The sequence below is a fragment of the Flavobacterium sp. GCM10022190 genome (genome assembly GCF_042656445.1).
GTDB lineage: Bacteria > Bacteroidota > Bacteroidia > Flavobacteriales > Flavobacteriaceae > Flavobacterium > Flavobacterium nitratireducens.
Window position 1 is genome coordinate 1,379,343 of sequence record NZ_JBHSOQ010000001.1, and the last position, 15,731, is coordinate 1,395,073.

At 32.2% G+C, this 15,731-nt stretch carries 17 protein-coding genes; 8 read left to right on the forward strand and 9 right to left on the reverse strand.

The genetic code is table 11. The features are described from left to right. Nucleotides 1–53: 53 nt before the first annotated feature. Nucleotides 54–866: a zinc-dependent peptidase gene (locus ACFPTQ_RS05700; RefSeq protein WP_379774962.1), complete on the forward strand. Its 813-nt coding sequence runs from the start codon at nt 54–56 to the stop codon at nt 864–866. A gap of 43 nt (nt 867–909) precedes the next feature. On the opposite strand, the gene rpe is transcribed toward ACFPTQ_RS05700, so the two are convergent. The 9 genes from rpe to ACFPTQ_RS05745 form a co-directional block, all read right to left on the reverse strand. Continuing rightward, nucleotides 910–1,572 (reverse strand): ribulose-phosphate 3-epimerase, encoded by a 663-nt coding sequence (gene rpe, locus ACFPTQ_RS05705; protein WP_379774965.1) that lies wholly within the window; start codon nt 1,570–1,572, stop codon nt 910–912. A gap of 133 nt (nt 1,573–1,705) precedes the next feature. Continuing rightward, nucleotides 1,706–2,569, reverse strand: coding sequence for a sigma-70 family RNA polymerase sigma factor (locus ACFPTQ_RS05710; protein WP_007804760.1), 864 nt, complete (start codon nt 2,567–2,569; stop codon nt 1,706–1,708). Nucleotides 2,570–2,774: 205 nt separating this feature from the next. Continuing rightward, nucleotides 2,775–3,008, reverse strand: coding sequence for a hypothetical protein (locus ACFPTQ_RS05715; RefSeq protein ID WP_379774968.1), 234 nt, complete (start codon nt 3,006–3,008; stop codon nt 2,775–2,777). Between the two features lie 114 nt (nt 3,009–3,122). Further along, nucleotides 3,123–3,869, reverse strand: coding sequence for a LytR/AlgR family response regulator transcription factor (locus ACFPTQ_RS05720; protein ID WP_379774971.1), 747 nt, complete (start codon nt 3,867–3,869; stop codon nt 3,123–3,125). Beyond that, a complete protein-coding gene (locus ACFPTQ_RS05725) occupies nt 3,869–5,440 on the reverse strand; it encodes an ATP-binding protein (protein WP_379774974.1) in 1,572 nt (523 codons plus the stop codon). The genes ACFPTQ_RS05720 and ACFPTQ_RS05725 overlap by 1 nt, the downstream gene beginning before the upstream one ends. A 173-nt stretch (nt 5,441–5,613) precedes the next feature. Further along, entirely contained in the window at nt 5,614–6,006 is a 393-nt protein-coding gene (locus ACFPTQ_RS05730) for a hypothetical protein (protein WP_379774977.1), read from the reverse strand. Between the two features lie 151 nt (nt 6,007–6,157). After that, complete coding sequence (locus ACFPTQ_RS05735) at nt 6,158–8,302, reverse strand: polyribonucleotide nucleotidyltransferase (protein WP_379774979.1); 2,145 nt, start codon at nt 8,300–8,302, stop codon at nt 6,158–6,160. 279 nt (nt 8,303–8,581) lie between these two features. Further along, the gene (rpsO, locus tag ACFPTQ_RS05740; protein ID WP_026712305.1) at nt 8,582–8,851 is read right to left on the reverse strand and encodes a 30S ribosomal protein S15; all 270 of its coding nucleotides are present in this window, start codon (nt 8,849–8,851) and stop codon (nt 8,582–8,584) included. A 111-nt stretch (nt 8,852–8,962) separates the two neighbouring features. Beyond that, nucleotides 8,963–9,418, reverse strand: coding sequence for a GAF domain-containing protein (locus tag ACFPTQ_RS05745; RefSeq protein ID WP_379774984.1), 456 nt, complete (start codon nt 9,416–9,418; stop codon nt 8,963–8,965). A gap of 77 nt (nt 9,419–9,495) precedes the next feature. Here ACFPTQ_RS05745 and xrtF point away from each other — a divergent pair, with 77 nt between their 5' ends. The 7 genes from xrtF (at nt 9,496) to ACFPTQ_RS05780 (ending at nt 15,648) form a co-directional block, all read left to right on the forward strand. After that, nucleotides 9,496–10,032 carry an exosortase family protein XrtF gene (gene xrtF, locus ACFPTQ_RS05750; RefSeq protein ID WP_379774987.1) on the forward strand — a complete coding sequence of 179 codons (537 nt, stop codon included), beginning with the start codon at nt 9,496–9,498 and terminating at the stop codon, nt 10,030–10,032. Beyond that, a complete protein-coding gene (locus ACFPTQ_RS05755; protein ID WP_379774990.1) occupies nt 10,022–10,465 on the forward strand; it encodes an exosortase F system-associated membrane protein in 444 nt (147 codons plus the stop codon). The genes xrtF and ACFPTQ_RS05755 overlap by 11 nt, the downstream gene beginning before the upstream one ends. Before the next feature lie 57 nt (nt 10,466–10,522). Further along, nucleotides 10,523–11,353 carry a restriction endonuclease gene (locus tag ACFPTQ_RS05760; protein ID WP_379774992.1) on the forward strand — a complete coding sequence of 277 codons (831 nt, stop codon included), beginning with the start codon at nt 10,523–10,525 and terminating at the stop codon, nt 11,351–11,353. Between the two features lie 15 nt (nt 11,354–11,368). Continuing rightward, nucleotides 11,369–12,724 (forward strand): MBL fold metallo-hydrolase RNA specificity domain-containing protein, encoded by a 1,356-nt coding sequence (locus tag ACFPTQ_RS05765; protein WP_379774994.1) that lies wholly within the window; start codon nt 11,369–11,371, stop codon nt 12,722–12,724. 53 nt (nt 12,725–12,777) lie between these two features. Then, nucleotides 12,778–13,179, forward strand: coding sequence for an HYC_CC_PP family protein (locus ACFPTQ_RS05770; RefSeq protein WP_379774997.1), 402 nt, complete (start codon nt 12,778–12,780; stop codon nt 13,177–13,179). 98 nt (nt 13,180–13,277) lie between these two features. Continuing rightward, the gene (locus ACFPTQ_RS05775; RefSeq protein WP_379775000.1) at nt 13,278–15,287 is read left to right on the forward strand and encodes a TonB-dependent receptor plug domain-containing protein; all 2,010 of its coding nucleotides are present in this window, start codon (nt 13,278–13,280) and stop codon (nt 15,285–15,287) included. Between the two features lie 16 nt (nt 15,288–15,303). Beyond that, entirely contained in the window at nt 15,304–15,648 is a 345-nt protein-coding gene (locus tag ACFPTQ_RS05780) for a heavy-metal-associated domain-containing protein (RefSeq protein ID WP_379775003.1), read from the forward strand. Nucleotides 15,649–15,731: the final 83 nt, after the last annotated feature.

The window sequence follows — 15,731 nt, forward strand, 5'->3', positions numbered from 1 at the left end:
TGATTGTTTTTGAAGCTTTTTGTTTAAATTCGATTGAATCTAAAAACTAATCGATGGGTCTTACGTTATTTCAATTTTTGGTTCTGTTTGTTTTTGGGGTAATGGCTTTTCAATTGGTTTTAATTCGAATAATAGAGCCAATCTATGTTTTGGTGTTTAATAAGCCTTTATTTCTGCATTTCTATATTTTTACAAGAAGACTCAAGCCTTCACAACAGGATATTTTAAAAGAAAATTTTTCATTTTACAATCGTCTTAGCCAAAAAAAGAAGCGTTATTTTGAGCATCGAGTGAAAGCTTTTTTACGCAGATATGAATTTATAGGAAAAGAAGTTGAAATTACAGATTCTATGAAAATTCTAATTGCGGGCACCTATGTAATGTTGACTTTTGGTTTTAAAAAGTATTTAATTGATTTGTTCTCTAGAATCATTGTTTATCCCACACATTATTATTCTACTTCAAATGATGCCTATCATAAGGGCGAATTTAACCTAGGAATGAAAGTAGTTGTGTTTTCTTGGGAGGATTTTGTTTTAGGACATACAACTTCAAATGATAATATAAATTTAGGACTTCATGAGTTTGCTCATGTTCTACATTTTAATGGTCTAAAAAGTAATGATTCGAGTGCGGCAATATTTTTTGATGAGTTTAATAAACTTATGGAGTATTATAATATTGAGGAATTAAATGCTCAATTACGCGTTAAAAGTTATTTTAGGCTATATGCTTATACGAATCAGTTTGAGTTTTTAGCAGTGATTCTAGAGCATTTTTTTGAAACTCCAGAAGATTTCAAGAAAAACCATCCAGAACTGTTTAAAATCATTGTAAGGATGATTAATTATCAAGAAGCAGCTTAGAGTTTATATAAAAAAAAGTCCCTATTAAGGGACTTTGAAGTGTTTATAGAGTAGTGATTTTTTTTAAATCAGCTACAGTTGCAATAGGGTCTGTGGCGCCAAAAACGTAGCTTCCTGCTACTAGTACATCAGCTCCAGCTTCAGCCAGTTGTGTTGCGTTTTTGTTAGTTACTCCGCCATCAATTTCGATTATAGTATTTGCTCCTTTTTTAGTAATTAATGCTTTTAGTTTTCTAACCTTGTCATAGGTGTTCTCAATGAAAGATTGTCCTCCAAAACCTGGGTTGACACTCATGATTAAAACCATATCAATATCATTAATTACATCTTCTAATAAATCGACACTGGTATGAGGATTTAAAGCAACTCCTGCTTTCATGCCTTCTGCTTTAATTGCTTGTAAAGTTCTGTGAAGGTGAGTGCAAGCTTCCAAGTGAACCGTTAAATAATCAGCACCTAATTTTTTAAAAGTAGAAATGTATCGGTCTGGATCAACAATCATTAAATGTACATCAATTGTTTTAGTAGCGTGTCTTTTTATGGCTTCTAAAACAGGCATTCCAAAAGAAATATTAGGAACAAAAACACCGTCCATGATGTCAATGTGAAACCAATCTGCTTCACTGCTATTAATCATTTTAATGTCTCGTTCTAAATTTGCAAAATCAGCAGCTAAAACTGATGGAGCAATAAGTGTGTTTTTCATTTTAGTTGTGTTGTGTTTGTTTTTTTGCAAAGGTACAAAATCAAATTTCTTTTTACAGAACCATTTGATTGGCTTTGTTAGATTGTACAAAAAAAACTCCGGTTTTTGCCGGAGTTTTTGGTGTTTAAAAGGATTAACCTAAGTATGTTTTTAAGATTTTACTTCTAGAAGTGTGTTTTAATCTGCGGATAGCTTTTTCTTTAATTTGGCGTACACGTTCGCGTGTTAGGTCAAAAGTTTCGCCAATTTCTTCTAAAGTCATTGGGTGTTGATCACCAAGTCCAAAATACAAACGAACTACATCAGCCTCACGAGGAGTTAAAGTTTCTAATGAACGCTCGATTTCAGTACGTAAAGATTCGTGGATTAATTCTCTATCAGGATTTGGAGATTCACCAGAGCGCAATACATCATAAAGGTTCGAATCTTCTCCTTCAACAAGTGGTGCATCCATTGATAAGTGACGTCCAGAGTTTTTCATAGACTCTTTTACGTCGTTTACGGTCATATCAAGTTCTTTTGCAATTTCTTCAGCCGAAGGTGGACGCTCATTAGATTGTTCTAATAATGCATACATCTTGTTGATTTTATTGATAGAGCCAATTTTATTTAAAGGTAAACGTACGATACGAGATTGTTCTGCTAATGCTTGTAAGATAGATTGACGAATCCACCATACAGCATAAGAAATGAATTTAAAACCACGAGTTTCGTCAAAACGTTGAGCCGCTTTAATCAAACCTAAATTTCCTTCATTAATCAAATCTGGAAGTGTTAAACCTTGGTTTTGGTATTGTTTGGCTACTGAAACCACGAAACGTAAATTCGCTTTAGTTAATTTTTCAAGAGCTCTTTGATCTCCAGCTTTGATTCGTTGCGCTAATTCTACTTCTTCGTCAGCAGTAATAAGATCAACTTTACCTATTTCTTGTAAATATTTGTCTAATGATGCGGTTTCACGATTAGTAACCTGCTTGGTAATTTTAAGTTGTCTCATGTTATTGTCTCCTCAAATTTTAATGTGTACAAATACTTATACGTAAGGAGTTGTGAATATGTTACAAAAACTACATTAAAATTTTAAAAAAAAATGAAATATTGGTGCTAAAATAATTAAATGGAAATCCTATAGCCATAATAGTACAGTTTTAATTCTTTGTTTTCAAACGTTTATTATCGGGAGCTATCGTTTTTTTTTAAAATTAGTTGTATGGGTTATCTTCGTCATCCGTGTTGATTATTTTGTCAATTAGATTTTTGGCGAATTTAATTAGTATCAATAGGCCTAAAATATAAATGAATTTTATTTTATCATAATCTCCCATGTCATTTAGCATTAAGAACAAGCAAGGGATGATTATGGTTAAGGAAAAAAAGATTCCTACCCAAGGATTAATTTTTAATTTTCTATTCAGTAATTGGAGTATTTTTTTCATCTTGACGTTTTATTTTTGATAAAACTAATTGAATTGAATACCTGAATTTTAAAAATTGTTATGAGTGGGTATTTTTATGTCATGAATAGACTTTTATGAGTAGATGTTTTTTTTTTAAGATATGATATTCATCTTTTTCAAGAAATCTTTGTAGGTGTCACTCAAATTTATTTTATGATTTCCTTTTACTATAATAAGATTATCGGCTAGTATAATTTCTTCTATTTTATCGATATTGATAATGAAATTTCGGTGGGTTTGGATGAATTTGTTTTTGTCTAGTAGTTCTAATATTTTAGTTAGAGAAATCTGAATTACAAATTTTTCTTTTTCGGTAATAATATTGCAATAACGATTTTCGACTTCAATATATAAAATATCGGATAGTGCCACTTTTTTTAATGATTTTTTCTTTTTTATAAAGAGATATTCTTGGCTAATTACGGTGTCTTGTTCTTCACTCAAAAAAATATTAGGTTGGGCATAGAATTTTTCAACAGCCATTTCTATTGCATATAGGATTTCAAGTTCATTGAAAGGCTTCATTAAGAAACTAAATGGCTTGGTTAATTTAGCTCTTTCAAAAATTTGGCGGTCCTGTGAACTGGTTAAAAAAACAAAAGGTTTAGCCGCATTTGGAATGATATTAATGGTTTCTGCAAAGGTTATCCCTTCTGGTTTGCCATCCAGAAACACATCAATAATAATGATATCAATAGTGTTTTTATAAAATAAATCTAAAGCTTCAGTGTAAGTAGGAGCAATACCTACCACATTATAATTGTTAGCTACTAATACCTTAGATAAAGCATTGCTTTGAGCTGGGGTGTCTTCTATGATGAGAACATTTATTTGATCCATTAGACTTTTATTTTAGGTAACAAAAGTATCATTTTTGTTCCTTTATTCAATTCGCTTTCTATAGTTAGTGAACCTCCATTTTTCTTAACCATTTGTTTGCACAATTGCATACCTAAACCAGTTCCTATTATTTCGGAGTTTTTTTTCTTAGCCAATAGTTCACTATCGCTCAGTAATTCGCTAATGGTGTTGGCGCTCATTCCGATACCGTTGTCTTCAATTATACAACGACAAAAGTTTGTTTCAGTATCTTCGGTGTATATTTTGATTAAACCTTTTTCATTCGAAAATTTAATAGCATTATCGAGTAAATTTCTAAGAATAATTTTGATCGAATCCAAATCTACGTTGATGAAATTGTTTTTAGAAACCTTGTTTTCAAACACTATGGCTTTGTCCGATAGCAAGGCTTTGTAGTTGTATTCAATTTGTTGTACGATAGAAAACAAATGTACCGATTCTTTATGAAAATACAATTGTTTGGTTTGCAACAACGCCCAGTGTAATAAGTTGTCGAGTAAGCTATAAGCTCCATTAGCTATGCTACTGTTGTTTTGTAGGAGTTGGTCTAATTCGTTGTAGTTTTTGTTTTCCAAGGATTCTATTAGTTTGGAATTACTCGTTTTTAAAGCATTGACAGAAGAGCGTAAATCATGACTGACAATAGAAAATAATTGGTCTTTAGTGGTATTAAGTTCGTTGAGTTTGTTTTTTTGTAAAAGGATAATTTTTTCGTTTTTTATTTTTTGCGCATACAGATAAGTTCCAATTAATATGAGAATTAATAAAATTATTGAGGAATACAATAATACGTTTCTTTGGGTGGCTTTCAGTTCGTTTTCTACTTTAAGAACTTTAATTTGTTTTTGCTTTTGAGCAACAGCAAATTTTTTCTCAAAATCAGCAACAGCCCATATTTTGTTTTGATTGTTGAGGGAATCATTCCATTTCTCAGCTTCTTTTCTGTAGACTAAAGCTTGTTTGTAGTTGCCTCTGTTTTCTTCGACAACAGACATGTTTTTTACAGCAATTGCTTTTTTTTCAAAGTCATTAATATTTTGAGTTACGAAATATGCTTTTTTGAAATAATTATAAGCTAGTTGATTTTTGTCTTGCATGAAATATAAATTAGCAACCATCGTGTAAGCAGAATAGATTCCTTCAATATTTTTTTCTTTTTTTCTTAACGCTAAATTTTTATGAAGATATTCTTGAGCTTTTTTCATTTGATTAAGAAATAGATATGTTAAGCCTAACCCTTCATAAATGTCAATATTACTGTATAAAACATTTACTATTTTTGGTAATTTTTCTACTTTTTTATAGTATATAAGTGCTTGTTCAAATTCTCTTAATTCTAAAGAAGCCTTTCCTAACATTATGTTTTTTAAAGGATAGATTTCTTTGGCATCGGACATTAATAGCGATTCTTTTTTACTTTCTTTATAGAGGCTTTTATTATAGAAAGCGTTACTTCTAAAATAATGGCAATAATCAGCTAATTCTTTATTATTATCTGTGTTTATTTGTTTCATTGAATATACCAAAGTAGAATCCCAATTCTTTTGCATGAAAAAGAATTGGGCTTTTCTGAAGTTGGTTTTAGATTTAAATTTTATTGCTTTTTTTTCTAAAAAATATTTTACGGTTGTATTGGAATATGGTTTTTCCTGTGTAAAAGAAACAAGTGAAAAAAGCAATAGAAAAGAAATAAAAAAATGTTTTTTTTTGAACATTAATTCAATTATATTTTTGTTGTGGTTCCCTTAGAAGTTTCTGGATCAATATCTTTTAAATACGATGTAATACTGGTTATTTCTGTTAAGTTATCAGAGGAGTAATCCAACTCCATATACCAAACATTTAAACTTACTGGTTTTTCTTCTTGATAGTTGTAGTCAAAATACAATTGCAATGAATTGTCAATTTCTTCTGGATTAGGTTCTACCCAAGGTAATTCTTTATCGGCAGCATCAATGTAAAGAGTAACTCTGATTTTTAAAATTTGGTCGCCATTTGCCGGAGTGAATAAATTGGCAGATACTAAAGGTGATAATGGATAACTGGCCTCATTTGCATTTGAAATAATAAAAGGCACTTGGTTAATTTGTGAGATTTGAACAACTTTTAAAGGCATAGTCAGTATTTTTTAAGATTAAAAACAATAAAGATATGTTTTTTATGAGAATTATAGCTAAAAAAATAATTGTCACTTTTTAATCAAAAAAAACCCGTTCGTCAGGGCGAACGGGTTTCCTATAATAAACCTTTAGTAAACTAAGATCTGATTACTCTTGTTTAGCCTCACGTGGAGGACGAGGTACAAGTGCTTTTTTAGACACTTTCTCTTTTTTAGTTTTAGGGTCGATTCCTAAGTATTTTACTTGGAATACATCGCCCATTTTAACTACATCAGCAACGTTTTCGGTACGTTCCCAAGCCAACTCAGATACGTGTAATAAAACTTCGTTTCCTGGAGCAGCAGTATATTCTACAACCGCACCAAAATCTAGCATTTTAACTACTTTTACTTCGTAAGCTTCACCCATTTGCGGTTTGAAAGTGATAGCGTCAATTTTAGCTAATACCGCTTTAATTCCAGCAGGATCAGTTCCTAAAATTTCAACTACACCTTGTTCGTCTACTTCGTTAATAACGATAGTAGTACCTGTTGCTTTTTGTAAATCTTGAATCACTTTTCCACCAGGTCCAATTAAAGCTCCAATGTAACTTCCAGGGATAGTTCTAGTGATGATTTTAGGAGCATGAGCCTTAACATCTTCTCTTGGAGTAGCGATAGTTTCAGTTAATTTTCCTAAAATGTGTAAACGTCCATCACGAGCTTGAGCTAAAGCTTGTTCCATAATGTCATAACGCAATCCTTCGATTTTGATGTCCATTTGGCAAGCCGTAATACCGTCTGCAGTTCCGGTTACTTTAAAGTCCATATCTCCTAAGTGATCTTCATCTCCTAAGATATCTGATAATACAGCGAATTTTTCACCGTCAGTGATTAATCCCATTGCAATTCCAGAAACTGGTTTAACCATTTGAACTCCAGCATCCATTAATGCCATTGTTCCAGCACATACGGTAGCCATAGAAGATGAACCATTCGATTCTAATACTTCAGAAACCACACGGATAGTGTAAGGACAATCTGCAGGGATCATATTTTTTAAAGCACGTTGTGCTAAGTTTCCGTGTCCAACCTCTCTTCTTGAAGTTCCTCTTAAAGGTTTAGCTTCACCGGTTGAGAATGGAGGGAAATTGTAATGTAAATAGAATTTTTCTTCTCCTTGTTCAGATGGAGAGTCAATTTGGTTAGCTTCCCTTGAAGTTCCTAGAGTAACAGTAGCTAAAGCCTGAGTTTCCCCACGTGTAAATAAAGAAGAACCGTGAACTGATGGTAAGTAATCCGTTTCGCACCAGATTGGTCTGATTTCTGTTGTTTTTCTACCGTCTAAACGAAGTCCTTTTTCAAGGATTACGTTACGAACCGCTTCTTTATTTGTTTTGTAGAAATATTTACCAACTAATCCAGCTAAGTCAGCATTTTCAGTATATTCTTCTTCTGTAAACAAAGCTTTTGCTTCTTCTTTTACAGCAGCAAATTTTTCTCCTCTTTCGCTTTTTCCTGAAGCTTCCTGAGCAATTGCATAGCATTTGTCATAAGCGGCCGCTTTTACTTTTGCGTAAACTGCTTCGTCTTCTACTTCACCTTCGTAAGTTCTGTATTCAGGATTTCCTAATGCAGCTCTTAAGCGTTGTTGTGCAAGAATTTGAACTTTGATCGCTTCGTGAGCAAATTTAATTGCTTCAATCATTTCGGCTTCTGAAATCTCTTTCATTTCGCCTTCTACCATCGCAACAGAATCCATAGAAGCCCCAATCATCATATCGATGTCTGATTTTTCTAATTCTGCTCTGCTAGGGTTGATAACCAATTTACCATCAATACGTGCAACACGTACTTCAGAAATTAAATTGTAAAATGGAATATCAGATACAGCTAATGCTGCTGATGCTGCTAATCCAGCTAAAGCGTCTGGCATAACGTTGTCGTCATGAGACATTAACTGAATCATTACCTGAGTTTCAGCGTGGTAATCATCTGGGAAAAGTGGACGTAATACACGGTCAACTAGACGCATTGTTAATACTTCGCTGTCACTTGGACGTGCTTCTCTCTTGAAGAAACCTCCAGGGAAACGACCTGCTGCAGCAAATTTTTCACGGTAATCTACCGTTAATGGTAAAAAGTCAACACCTGGGTTAGAAGTTCTTGCGGATACTGCAGTTGCTAGTAACATACAGTTTCCTAAACGCACTACTACTGAACCGTCAGCTTGTTTGGCTAATTTACCTGTTTCGATTGAGATGCTTCTTCCATCTCCTAAATCGATAATTTCTTGTTTTACTTGTGGAATCATAAATTTTCCTTTGTTTTGGTTATACTACGGACGATAGTTGTGTTGTTGTAGTTGTTGTGTCCAATGAAAAACCAAACTTTTTTTTATTGTTTGAACCTTAAAAATATTAAATAAACGATTAAGGTTTTTTATTTACCATTAAGGAATTTAGTTTCATTAAGTTTTTTAAATCTTAACTTTCTTAATTTTTTAATGGTTTTAAAATAATTCTGAATGTAGAATTACTGAAATATTTTAAAAAACAAAAAGAGGTACTTGCGCACCTCTTTTTTGTATTGATTATTTTCTGATACCCAATACTTTGATGATTTCACGATATCTGTTGATATCTTTCTTTTTCAAGTAGTCAAGTAAAGATCTTCTTTTACCTACTAATTTCACTAGTGAACGCTCAGTGTTGTAATCATGACGATTTCTTTTTAAGTGCTCAGTCAAGTGGTTGATTCTGAAAGAGAACAAAGCGATTTGTCCTTCTGCAGAACCAGTGTTTTCTGCTTTTCCTCCGTGTTGAGCGAAAATTTCCGCTTTTCCTTCTTTAGTTAAATACATGCTAATATTATTTAAATGATTTTTATGTATGTCGTACATTTATTGTAAGACGGCAGCAAAAGTAATACTTTATTTTGAATCGGCAATATTTGCTGTTGTTAATTTAACTTTTTAAAATAATTGGGCTACTTGTTGATTTACAAATTCTAAGAAACGTTCATCTTCTGATGTAAAAGGATCTATTTCATGGCTGTCAATGTCGATTTGTCCTATGTTTATTCCGTTTACAAATAAAGGAACCACAATTTCTGATTTTACGGTAAAACTACAGGCGATGTAATTGTCCTGTGCTGAGACATCCGGAACAACAAAGTTATTGTTAGAAACTGCAACTTGACCGCAAATGCCTTTTCCAAAAGGGATAACCGTATGGTCAGTTGGTGCGCCTACGTAAGAACCTAAATGTAGTGTTTGTGTTTCATGATTGGCAAAATAGAACCCTACCCAGTTATAATAGGGTACATTTTGATTTAATAATTCACAAATAGCTAAAAGTTTTTCGTCTCTTTTAAGCGTTTTGTTTTCAATAATTGAAATTACATTAGGATGTAGTTTTGAAAAATCCATTTTTTAGTTTTTGATTATGACAAAAGTATTTCAAAATAGCATTTGAAAAAGTTATAATTTTGATAAAAATCATAAACTTGAAAAAATACCTCATTCTATATCGTCCCTTTTTGATTTTTTTGACCAAGTTTTTCTTGACTTATCTGGTTTTAACATTGGTTTATCAAGCCTATTTGTCTAGTTATGATGTCGATTCGGTAGATGTTATTACTCGTTTTGTAGCTCATAATACCGAACAATTACTTCGGTTTTTTCAAGTTGATTTTTTGGTTCTAAATACTCCTAAAAAAGCTTTAATTTTATTGGAATACAATCAATTAGTGGTTGCTAAAATGATTGAAGGGTGTAATTCTGTAAGTGTAATTATCTTATTTGTTTCATTTATTGTTGCTTTTTCGGGTAAATTAAAACCAACTTTGTTGTATGTTTTAGGAGGAAGTATTTTTATTTATGCTCTAAATGTGGTTCGAATTGCATTATTGTGTTCTGCTTTGTATTGGTTGCCTCAATATAAAACTATTTTGCATGATGTTGTTTTTCCTCTTTTTATTTATGGGGTAGTTTTTGTTTTGTGGGTAGTTTGGGTCAATAAATTTTCTTTGTATGCAAAATAAATATTTCCCAATAGTAGTAAGGTTGTTTGTTGCTTTCAGCTTATTGCTTTGTTTTGTTTTGGTACGATTTTATGAAAATATACTGTTTTATGATCCGTTCTTGGACTATTTTAAAAGCGATTTTAATAATTTACCATTGCCCGAGTTTGATACTTTTAAGTTAATTCTAAATTTATTGTTTCGATATAGTTTGAATACGGGAATTTCATTAGGATTAATTTATGTTATTTTCAAGGATAGTATGATGATTCGGTTTTCGGTTCTTTTATATTCAATAGCCTTCGTTTTGTTACTGATAACAATGTTTTTAGTTATTCATATTTATGGTTCTGAAAATAATTTACTGCTTTTTTATGTTCGTAGGTTTCTGATTCAGCCTATTTTTGTTTTACTTTTTATTCCTGCATTTTATTTTCAAAAGCGAAATTCTTAATTTATTTGTGTAACTTTAAGTAAGTTATTGGATTGGTTAATAAGAAATTATAGCGATATGAAAATAGTTAAGCATTCAGGTGCAGTTGTCAATTTTAATCCGGATAAACTTACAAGTTCTCTTTTGAAATCAGGTGCAGATGTGTTTACAGCTGAATCCATCATGAAAGAAATTAGTCATGAGATTTACGATGGTATTTCTACAAAAAACATTTACAAGAAAGCATTTGCTCTTTTAAAAAAACATACTAATTCACATGCTGCGCGGTACAATCTTAGAGCTGCAATAGAAATGCTAGGTCCAGAAGGATTTTATTTTGAAAAATATATCGCCAGACTTTTTGAAGCGGAAAAGTATGAAGCGAAGACCAATGTAGTCTTACAAGGGAATTGTGTGATGCATGAGGTGGATGTTTTGATAAAAAAGAACAATGTAGTTTCGATGGTAGAATGTAAATTTCATGGAGGTAGAGAAGCAGCTTCTGATGTGAAAGTGCCCTTATATGTTTTTTCTCGATTTAATGATTTAAGGCATAAAGATTTTACATTATTTTCAGCTAAAGAAAAAATTTCTAATTGTTGGATTGTAACTAATACTCGCTTTACGGCCGATGCGATTGCTTTTGCTGAATGTTCAGGAATTAATTTGCTAAGCTGGGATTATCCCGAAAAACAAAATTTGAAAGCTAAAAATAATCACGATTGTTTGTATCCGGTGACTTGTTTAACGACTTTGACCAAGTCAGAAAAAGAAAAATTATTGTTACTAGATATTATCCTTGTCAAGGAATTGATAGGCAATAAAGTGGATTTAAAAGAAATAGGAATTAGTTCTGGGAGAATTAACAATGTGTTGAAAGAAGTTGCTGATTTGTGTAAATGTTATTAATGAAAAAATCGCATTATGAAAATTAAATTTATAGGAGCCGCTGGGACTGTAACAGGTTCTAAAACTTTAGTTGAAACTGATGAAGTTCGTTTTTTAGTCGATTGTGGATTGTTTCAAGGAATTAAACCTTTGCGCGAATTGAATTGGGCACCCATTCCAGTTTTGGCATCAACAATTGACTTCGTTTTATTAACTCATGGACATTTAGATCATTGTGGTTGGTTGCCCAGATTAGTTGAACAAGGATTTACGGGTAAAATTTATTGTACAGCTCCCACCTTAGAAATCACCAAATTAATTTTAATAGATAGTGCCAAAATTCAAGAAGAAGATGCTTTGAAAGCCAATCAGAAAAATTCTTCAAAATATGAAATCGCCGAACCATTGTATACTGTGGATCAGGCTAAAAAAGTATTTCCATTACTCACTGTTGTTGCACCTAATACGATTTTGAATTTGGGAGGAGGAATAGAAGCTACTTATTTTTTGGCAGGACATATCATAGGGGCCTGTAGTATCAGTGTTCAGGCAGAAGGGAAAACGCTAGTGTTTTCGGGAGATATCGGACGCAATAATGATGTTTTATTGCATCCACCTGTAAAGCCCCAAAAGGCTGATTTGGTTTTTCTAGAAAGCACCTATGGTGATCGATTGCATCCAGATAACGACCCAAAATTAGAATTAGTCACTCATATCAAAGAAACGTACAAAAAAGGAGGGACGGTCATTATTCCAAGTTTTGCTGTAGAAAGGGCTCAAAGTATTATGTTTTTACTTTGGGAATTGAAAAAAGAAGGAAGGTTGCCTGATATTCCTTTTATTGTTGATTCGCCAATGGGAGTGGGGGCTTTTGAAGTTTTTTTTAATAATACCAATTGGCATAAACTAAGTCTTGACGATTGTCGGGAAATGAGTAAAATGTTTGTGATTAATTCTGATTATGAAGAAACTTTAGCAGCGATTAATCATAAAGGACCAATGGTAGTTATTGCAGCAAGCGGAATGATTACAGGAGGTAGAGTTTTAAGTTATTTAGAAAATTATGTAGGAATAGCTGAAACAACAATTTTAATAGTAGGTTATCAGGCAGAAGGAACCCGAGGTAGAAAATTAATTGAAGGAGCGAAGTCTATTAAGATTTTTGGCGAATATTATAAAGTGAGAGCTAAAATTGTTGAAATAAAAGGGTTTTCTGCTCATGGGGATCAAGCTGATTTATTGGATTGGCTATCGGAATTGAAAAACAGACCTCAAAAAGTATTTTTAGTTCATGGTGAATCAAACGCTGCAGACGAATTACGAATTAAGATGACAGAACAATACGGATTTAAATGTTCAATTCCGTTAATGGGGCAGGAGTTTGAATTTTAGGTATTAACATTCTTTTGATTTTTTAGTCCGTTTTATTTTTTTACTTTTGCATCATGAAATTAAGAAAATGCATCGGTATGTTTTTGGCTTTCCTACTATTGGTTTCCAATGTAGGTTTAGCATTTGAGGTGCATTACTGTGGTAACAAGATAGCAGATGTTACTATAAAATCTGCGTATTCTACAGTTGAACATTCAAAAAAATGTTGTTCAATTAAGAAAAAAACGCTTTCCTGTTGCTCAAATAAGCTTGTTCATTTTCAAAAAAAATCTGATAATGCTACTGTAAAGACATTCTTTTTTCAAGTAGATGCTCCTTTAATTATTACCGAAAATCCTAGTTTTGTTTTTAATACTGTTTCGAATTTTAAAAACAATTCTACTATTTCCTATCAATGCGATGCAAATGCACCGCCATTGTTTAAATTATACCATCAATTTCTTTTTTACGCCTGATTTAAATGTTTGATAGCCAATCGTTTTTAAACGATTACAACCTCTATTTGTGATTTTTTCTCAAATAGTTTTATTTCAACATTTTAAATCATTTTTTTATGCAAAAAAATATCATGTCTTTGGTACTTTTTTTACTAAGCCTTACCTCATTTTCACAAGAAGATTTGAAGGAAGTAAAATTGGTAAAAAAGAAAAAAGGAATTCAAAAATCGTATACCGTAACTTCAAATACTTCATTGATTACCAGTAAAGAACTGCTTAAAGCAGCTTGTTGTAATTTGGCCGAAAGTTTTGAAACAAATCCGTCAATCGATGTCAATTTTTCGGATGCAATAACAGGAACCAAACAAATAAAAATGTTAGGTTTAACAAGTCCTTATTTGATGATAACAGAGGAAAATATTCCTTCTGTAAGAGGGGCTTCTCAGGCTTATGGCTTGTCTTTTACTCCTGGAACTTGGGTCGAAAGTATTCAAGTGACTAAAGGCGCTGGTAGTGTTGTAAATGGTTTTGAAAGTATTTCGGGGCAAATTAATGCCGAACTTCTAAAGCCTGTTAACGATATTCCTTTTTTTCTTAATCTTTATGGGTCTACTGATTCCCGTTTTGAATTGAATACGCATCTTACGAAACAACTTTCAGATAAGTGGGCAACAAGCTTGTTGTTACACGGAAATGCTAGAGTGACTAAAAACGACATGAATAATGACGGTTTTTTAGATGGACCTTTGGGGAATCAAATTAATATAATGAACCGTTATCAGTATAATAACGCTGAAAAAGGCTTGGTTAGTTTTATTAATTTTAGATACATGAACGATAAAAAGCAAGGTGGAGAAGTTGCTTTTGATAAAGATAGAGACAAAGGAACTACTAATTATTGGGGTTCAGAAGTGAATACAGAACGTTTTGATGTTTCTACTAAGATTGGTTATGTTTTTCCAGAAATGCCTTTTCAAAGTATCGGTTTTCAAAATGCTTTTAATAGTCATAATCAAGAATCGTATTATGGATTGAACTTATATAATATCAAGCAAAATAGTTATTATTCGAATTTAATTTTTAATTCTATCATTGGTAACACGATGAATAAGTTTGCTACAGGTTTGAACTTTACGTACGATAATTATCAAGAATTTGTAAATGCCAACGATTATAGTCGAATTGATAATTCGGTGGGAGCATTCTTTGAATACACTTATGATAACTTAGATAATTTTAGTTTGATTTTAGGAGGTAGAGTTGATAATCATAATCGATTAGGAGCTTTCTTTACGCCAAGATTGCATGCGCGTTTCAATCCTTGGGAGAAAGGAGTGTTTCGTTTTTCGGCTGGTAGAGGAAAACGGTCAGCAAATGTTTTTGCCGAAAATCAACAATTATTTGCTAGTTCAAGAAGGTTTTCATTTTTAGATACTTCAGGCAAAATTTATGGTTTGAATCCAGAAATAGCTTGGAATTATGGGGTGAGTTTTTCTCAGAAATTCGAATTGTTGAATAGAAATGCCGAAGTTGTCCTAGATGTTTATCGAACTGATTTTTCTAATCAAGCCATTGTTGATGTTATGCAAGGTCCACAAGAAGTTTTGTTTTATAATTTAGATGGGAAATCTTATGCTAACAGTTTACAATTAGAATTTAACTATGAGTTGATTCGTAATTTAAATTTAAGAACAGCGTATAAGTTTTATGATACAAAGACGCAGTATTTGTCTGGAAATTTTCAAAGACCTTTTCAAGCAAAACATCGTTTTTTTAGTAATTTAGAGTACGAAACACCAATTACGGAAAAAGGAAAGCAATGGAAAATGGATTATACATTGAATTGGATTGGTCAACAACAATTGCCTACAACGGCAACCAATCCAGAAGCGGATCGATTGCCTAATTTCTCACCAAGTTATGCTTTAATGAATGCGCAGCTTACTCGTGTTTTTTCAGATACATTTGAAGTTTATGTGGGAGGGGAAAATATTGGTAATTACAAACAAATGAAAGCAGTATTAGGAAATGATGATCCTTTTGGAACTAATTTTGATGCTTCTATGTTATATGCGCCAGTTTTTGGACAAATGTATTATGCTGGATTACGATTTAAAATTAAATAATTTAAAAAAGAGAAAGATGAAAAATATTATTATCACTATTGCATTTCTAATCATTGGATTGTCGACACAAGCCCAAGTGAAAAAAAATAAAAATTTAAAATATACAACTGAAGTTAATGGTAGTTGTGAGTTGTGTAAAAAAAGAATTGAAAAAGCCGCTTATGCTGTCCCAGGAGTAAAAACAGCAGATTGGAATATTGGTACACATCAATTGTCGGTTATTATGAATGAAGAGAAGTGTAATCCGCTTGATTTGAAAAAAGCAATCGCTAAAGTAGGTCATGATACGGATGACGTAAAAGCAACAAAGGATGATTATGAGAATTTACATTCTTGTTGTAAATACGATAGAAAGGAGTAATCCTTGAGTAGTTTTTAGGATTCTATTTTTGAGTGTCTTTTTTTTCGTTAATAAAACTTTAAAACCAATTTAATAAATTGTGG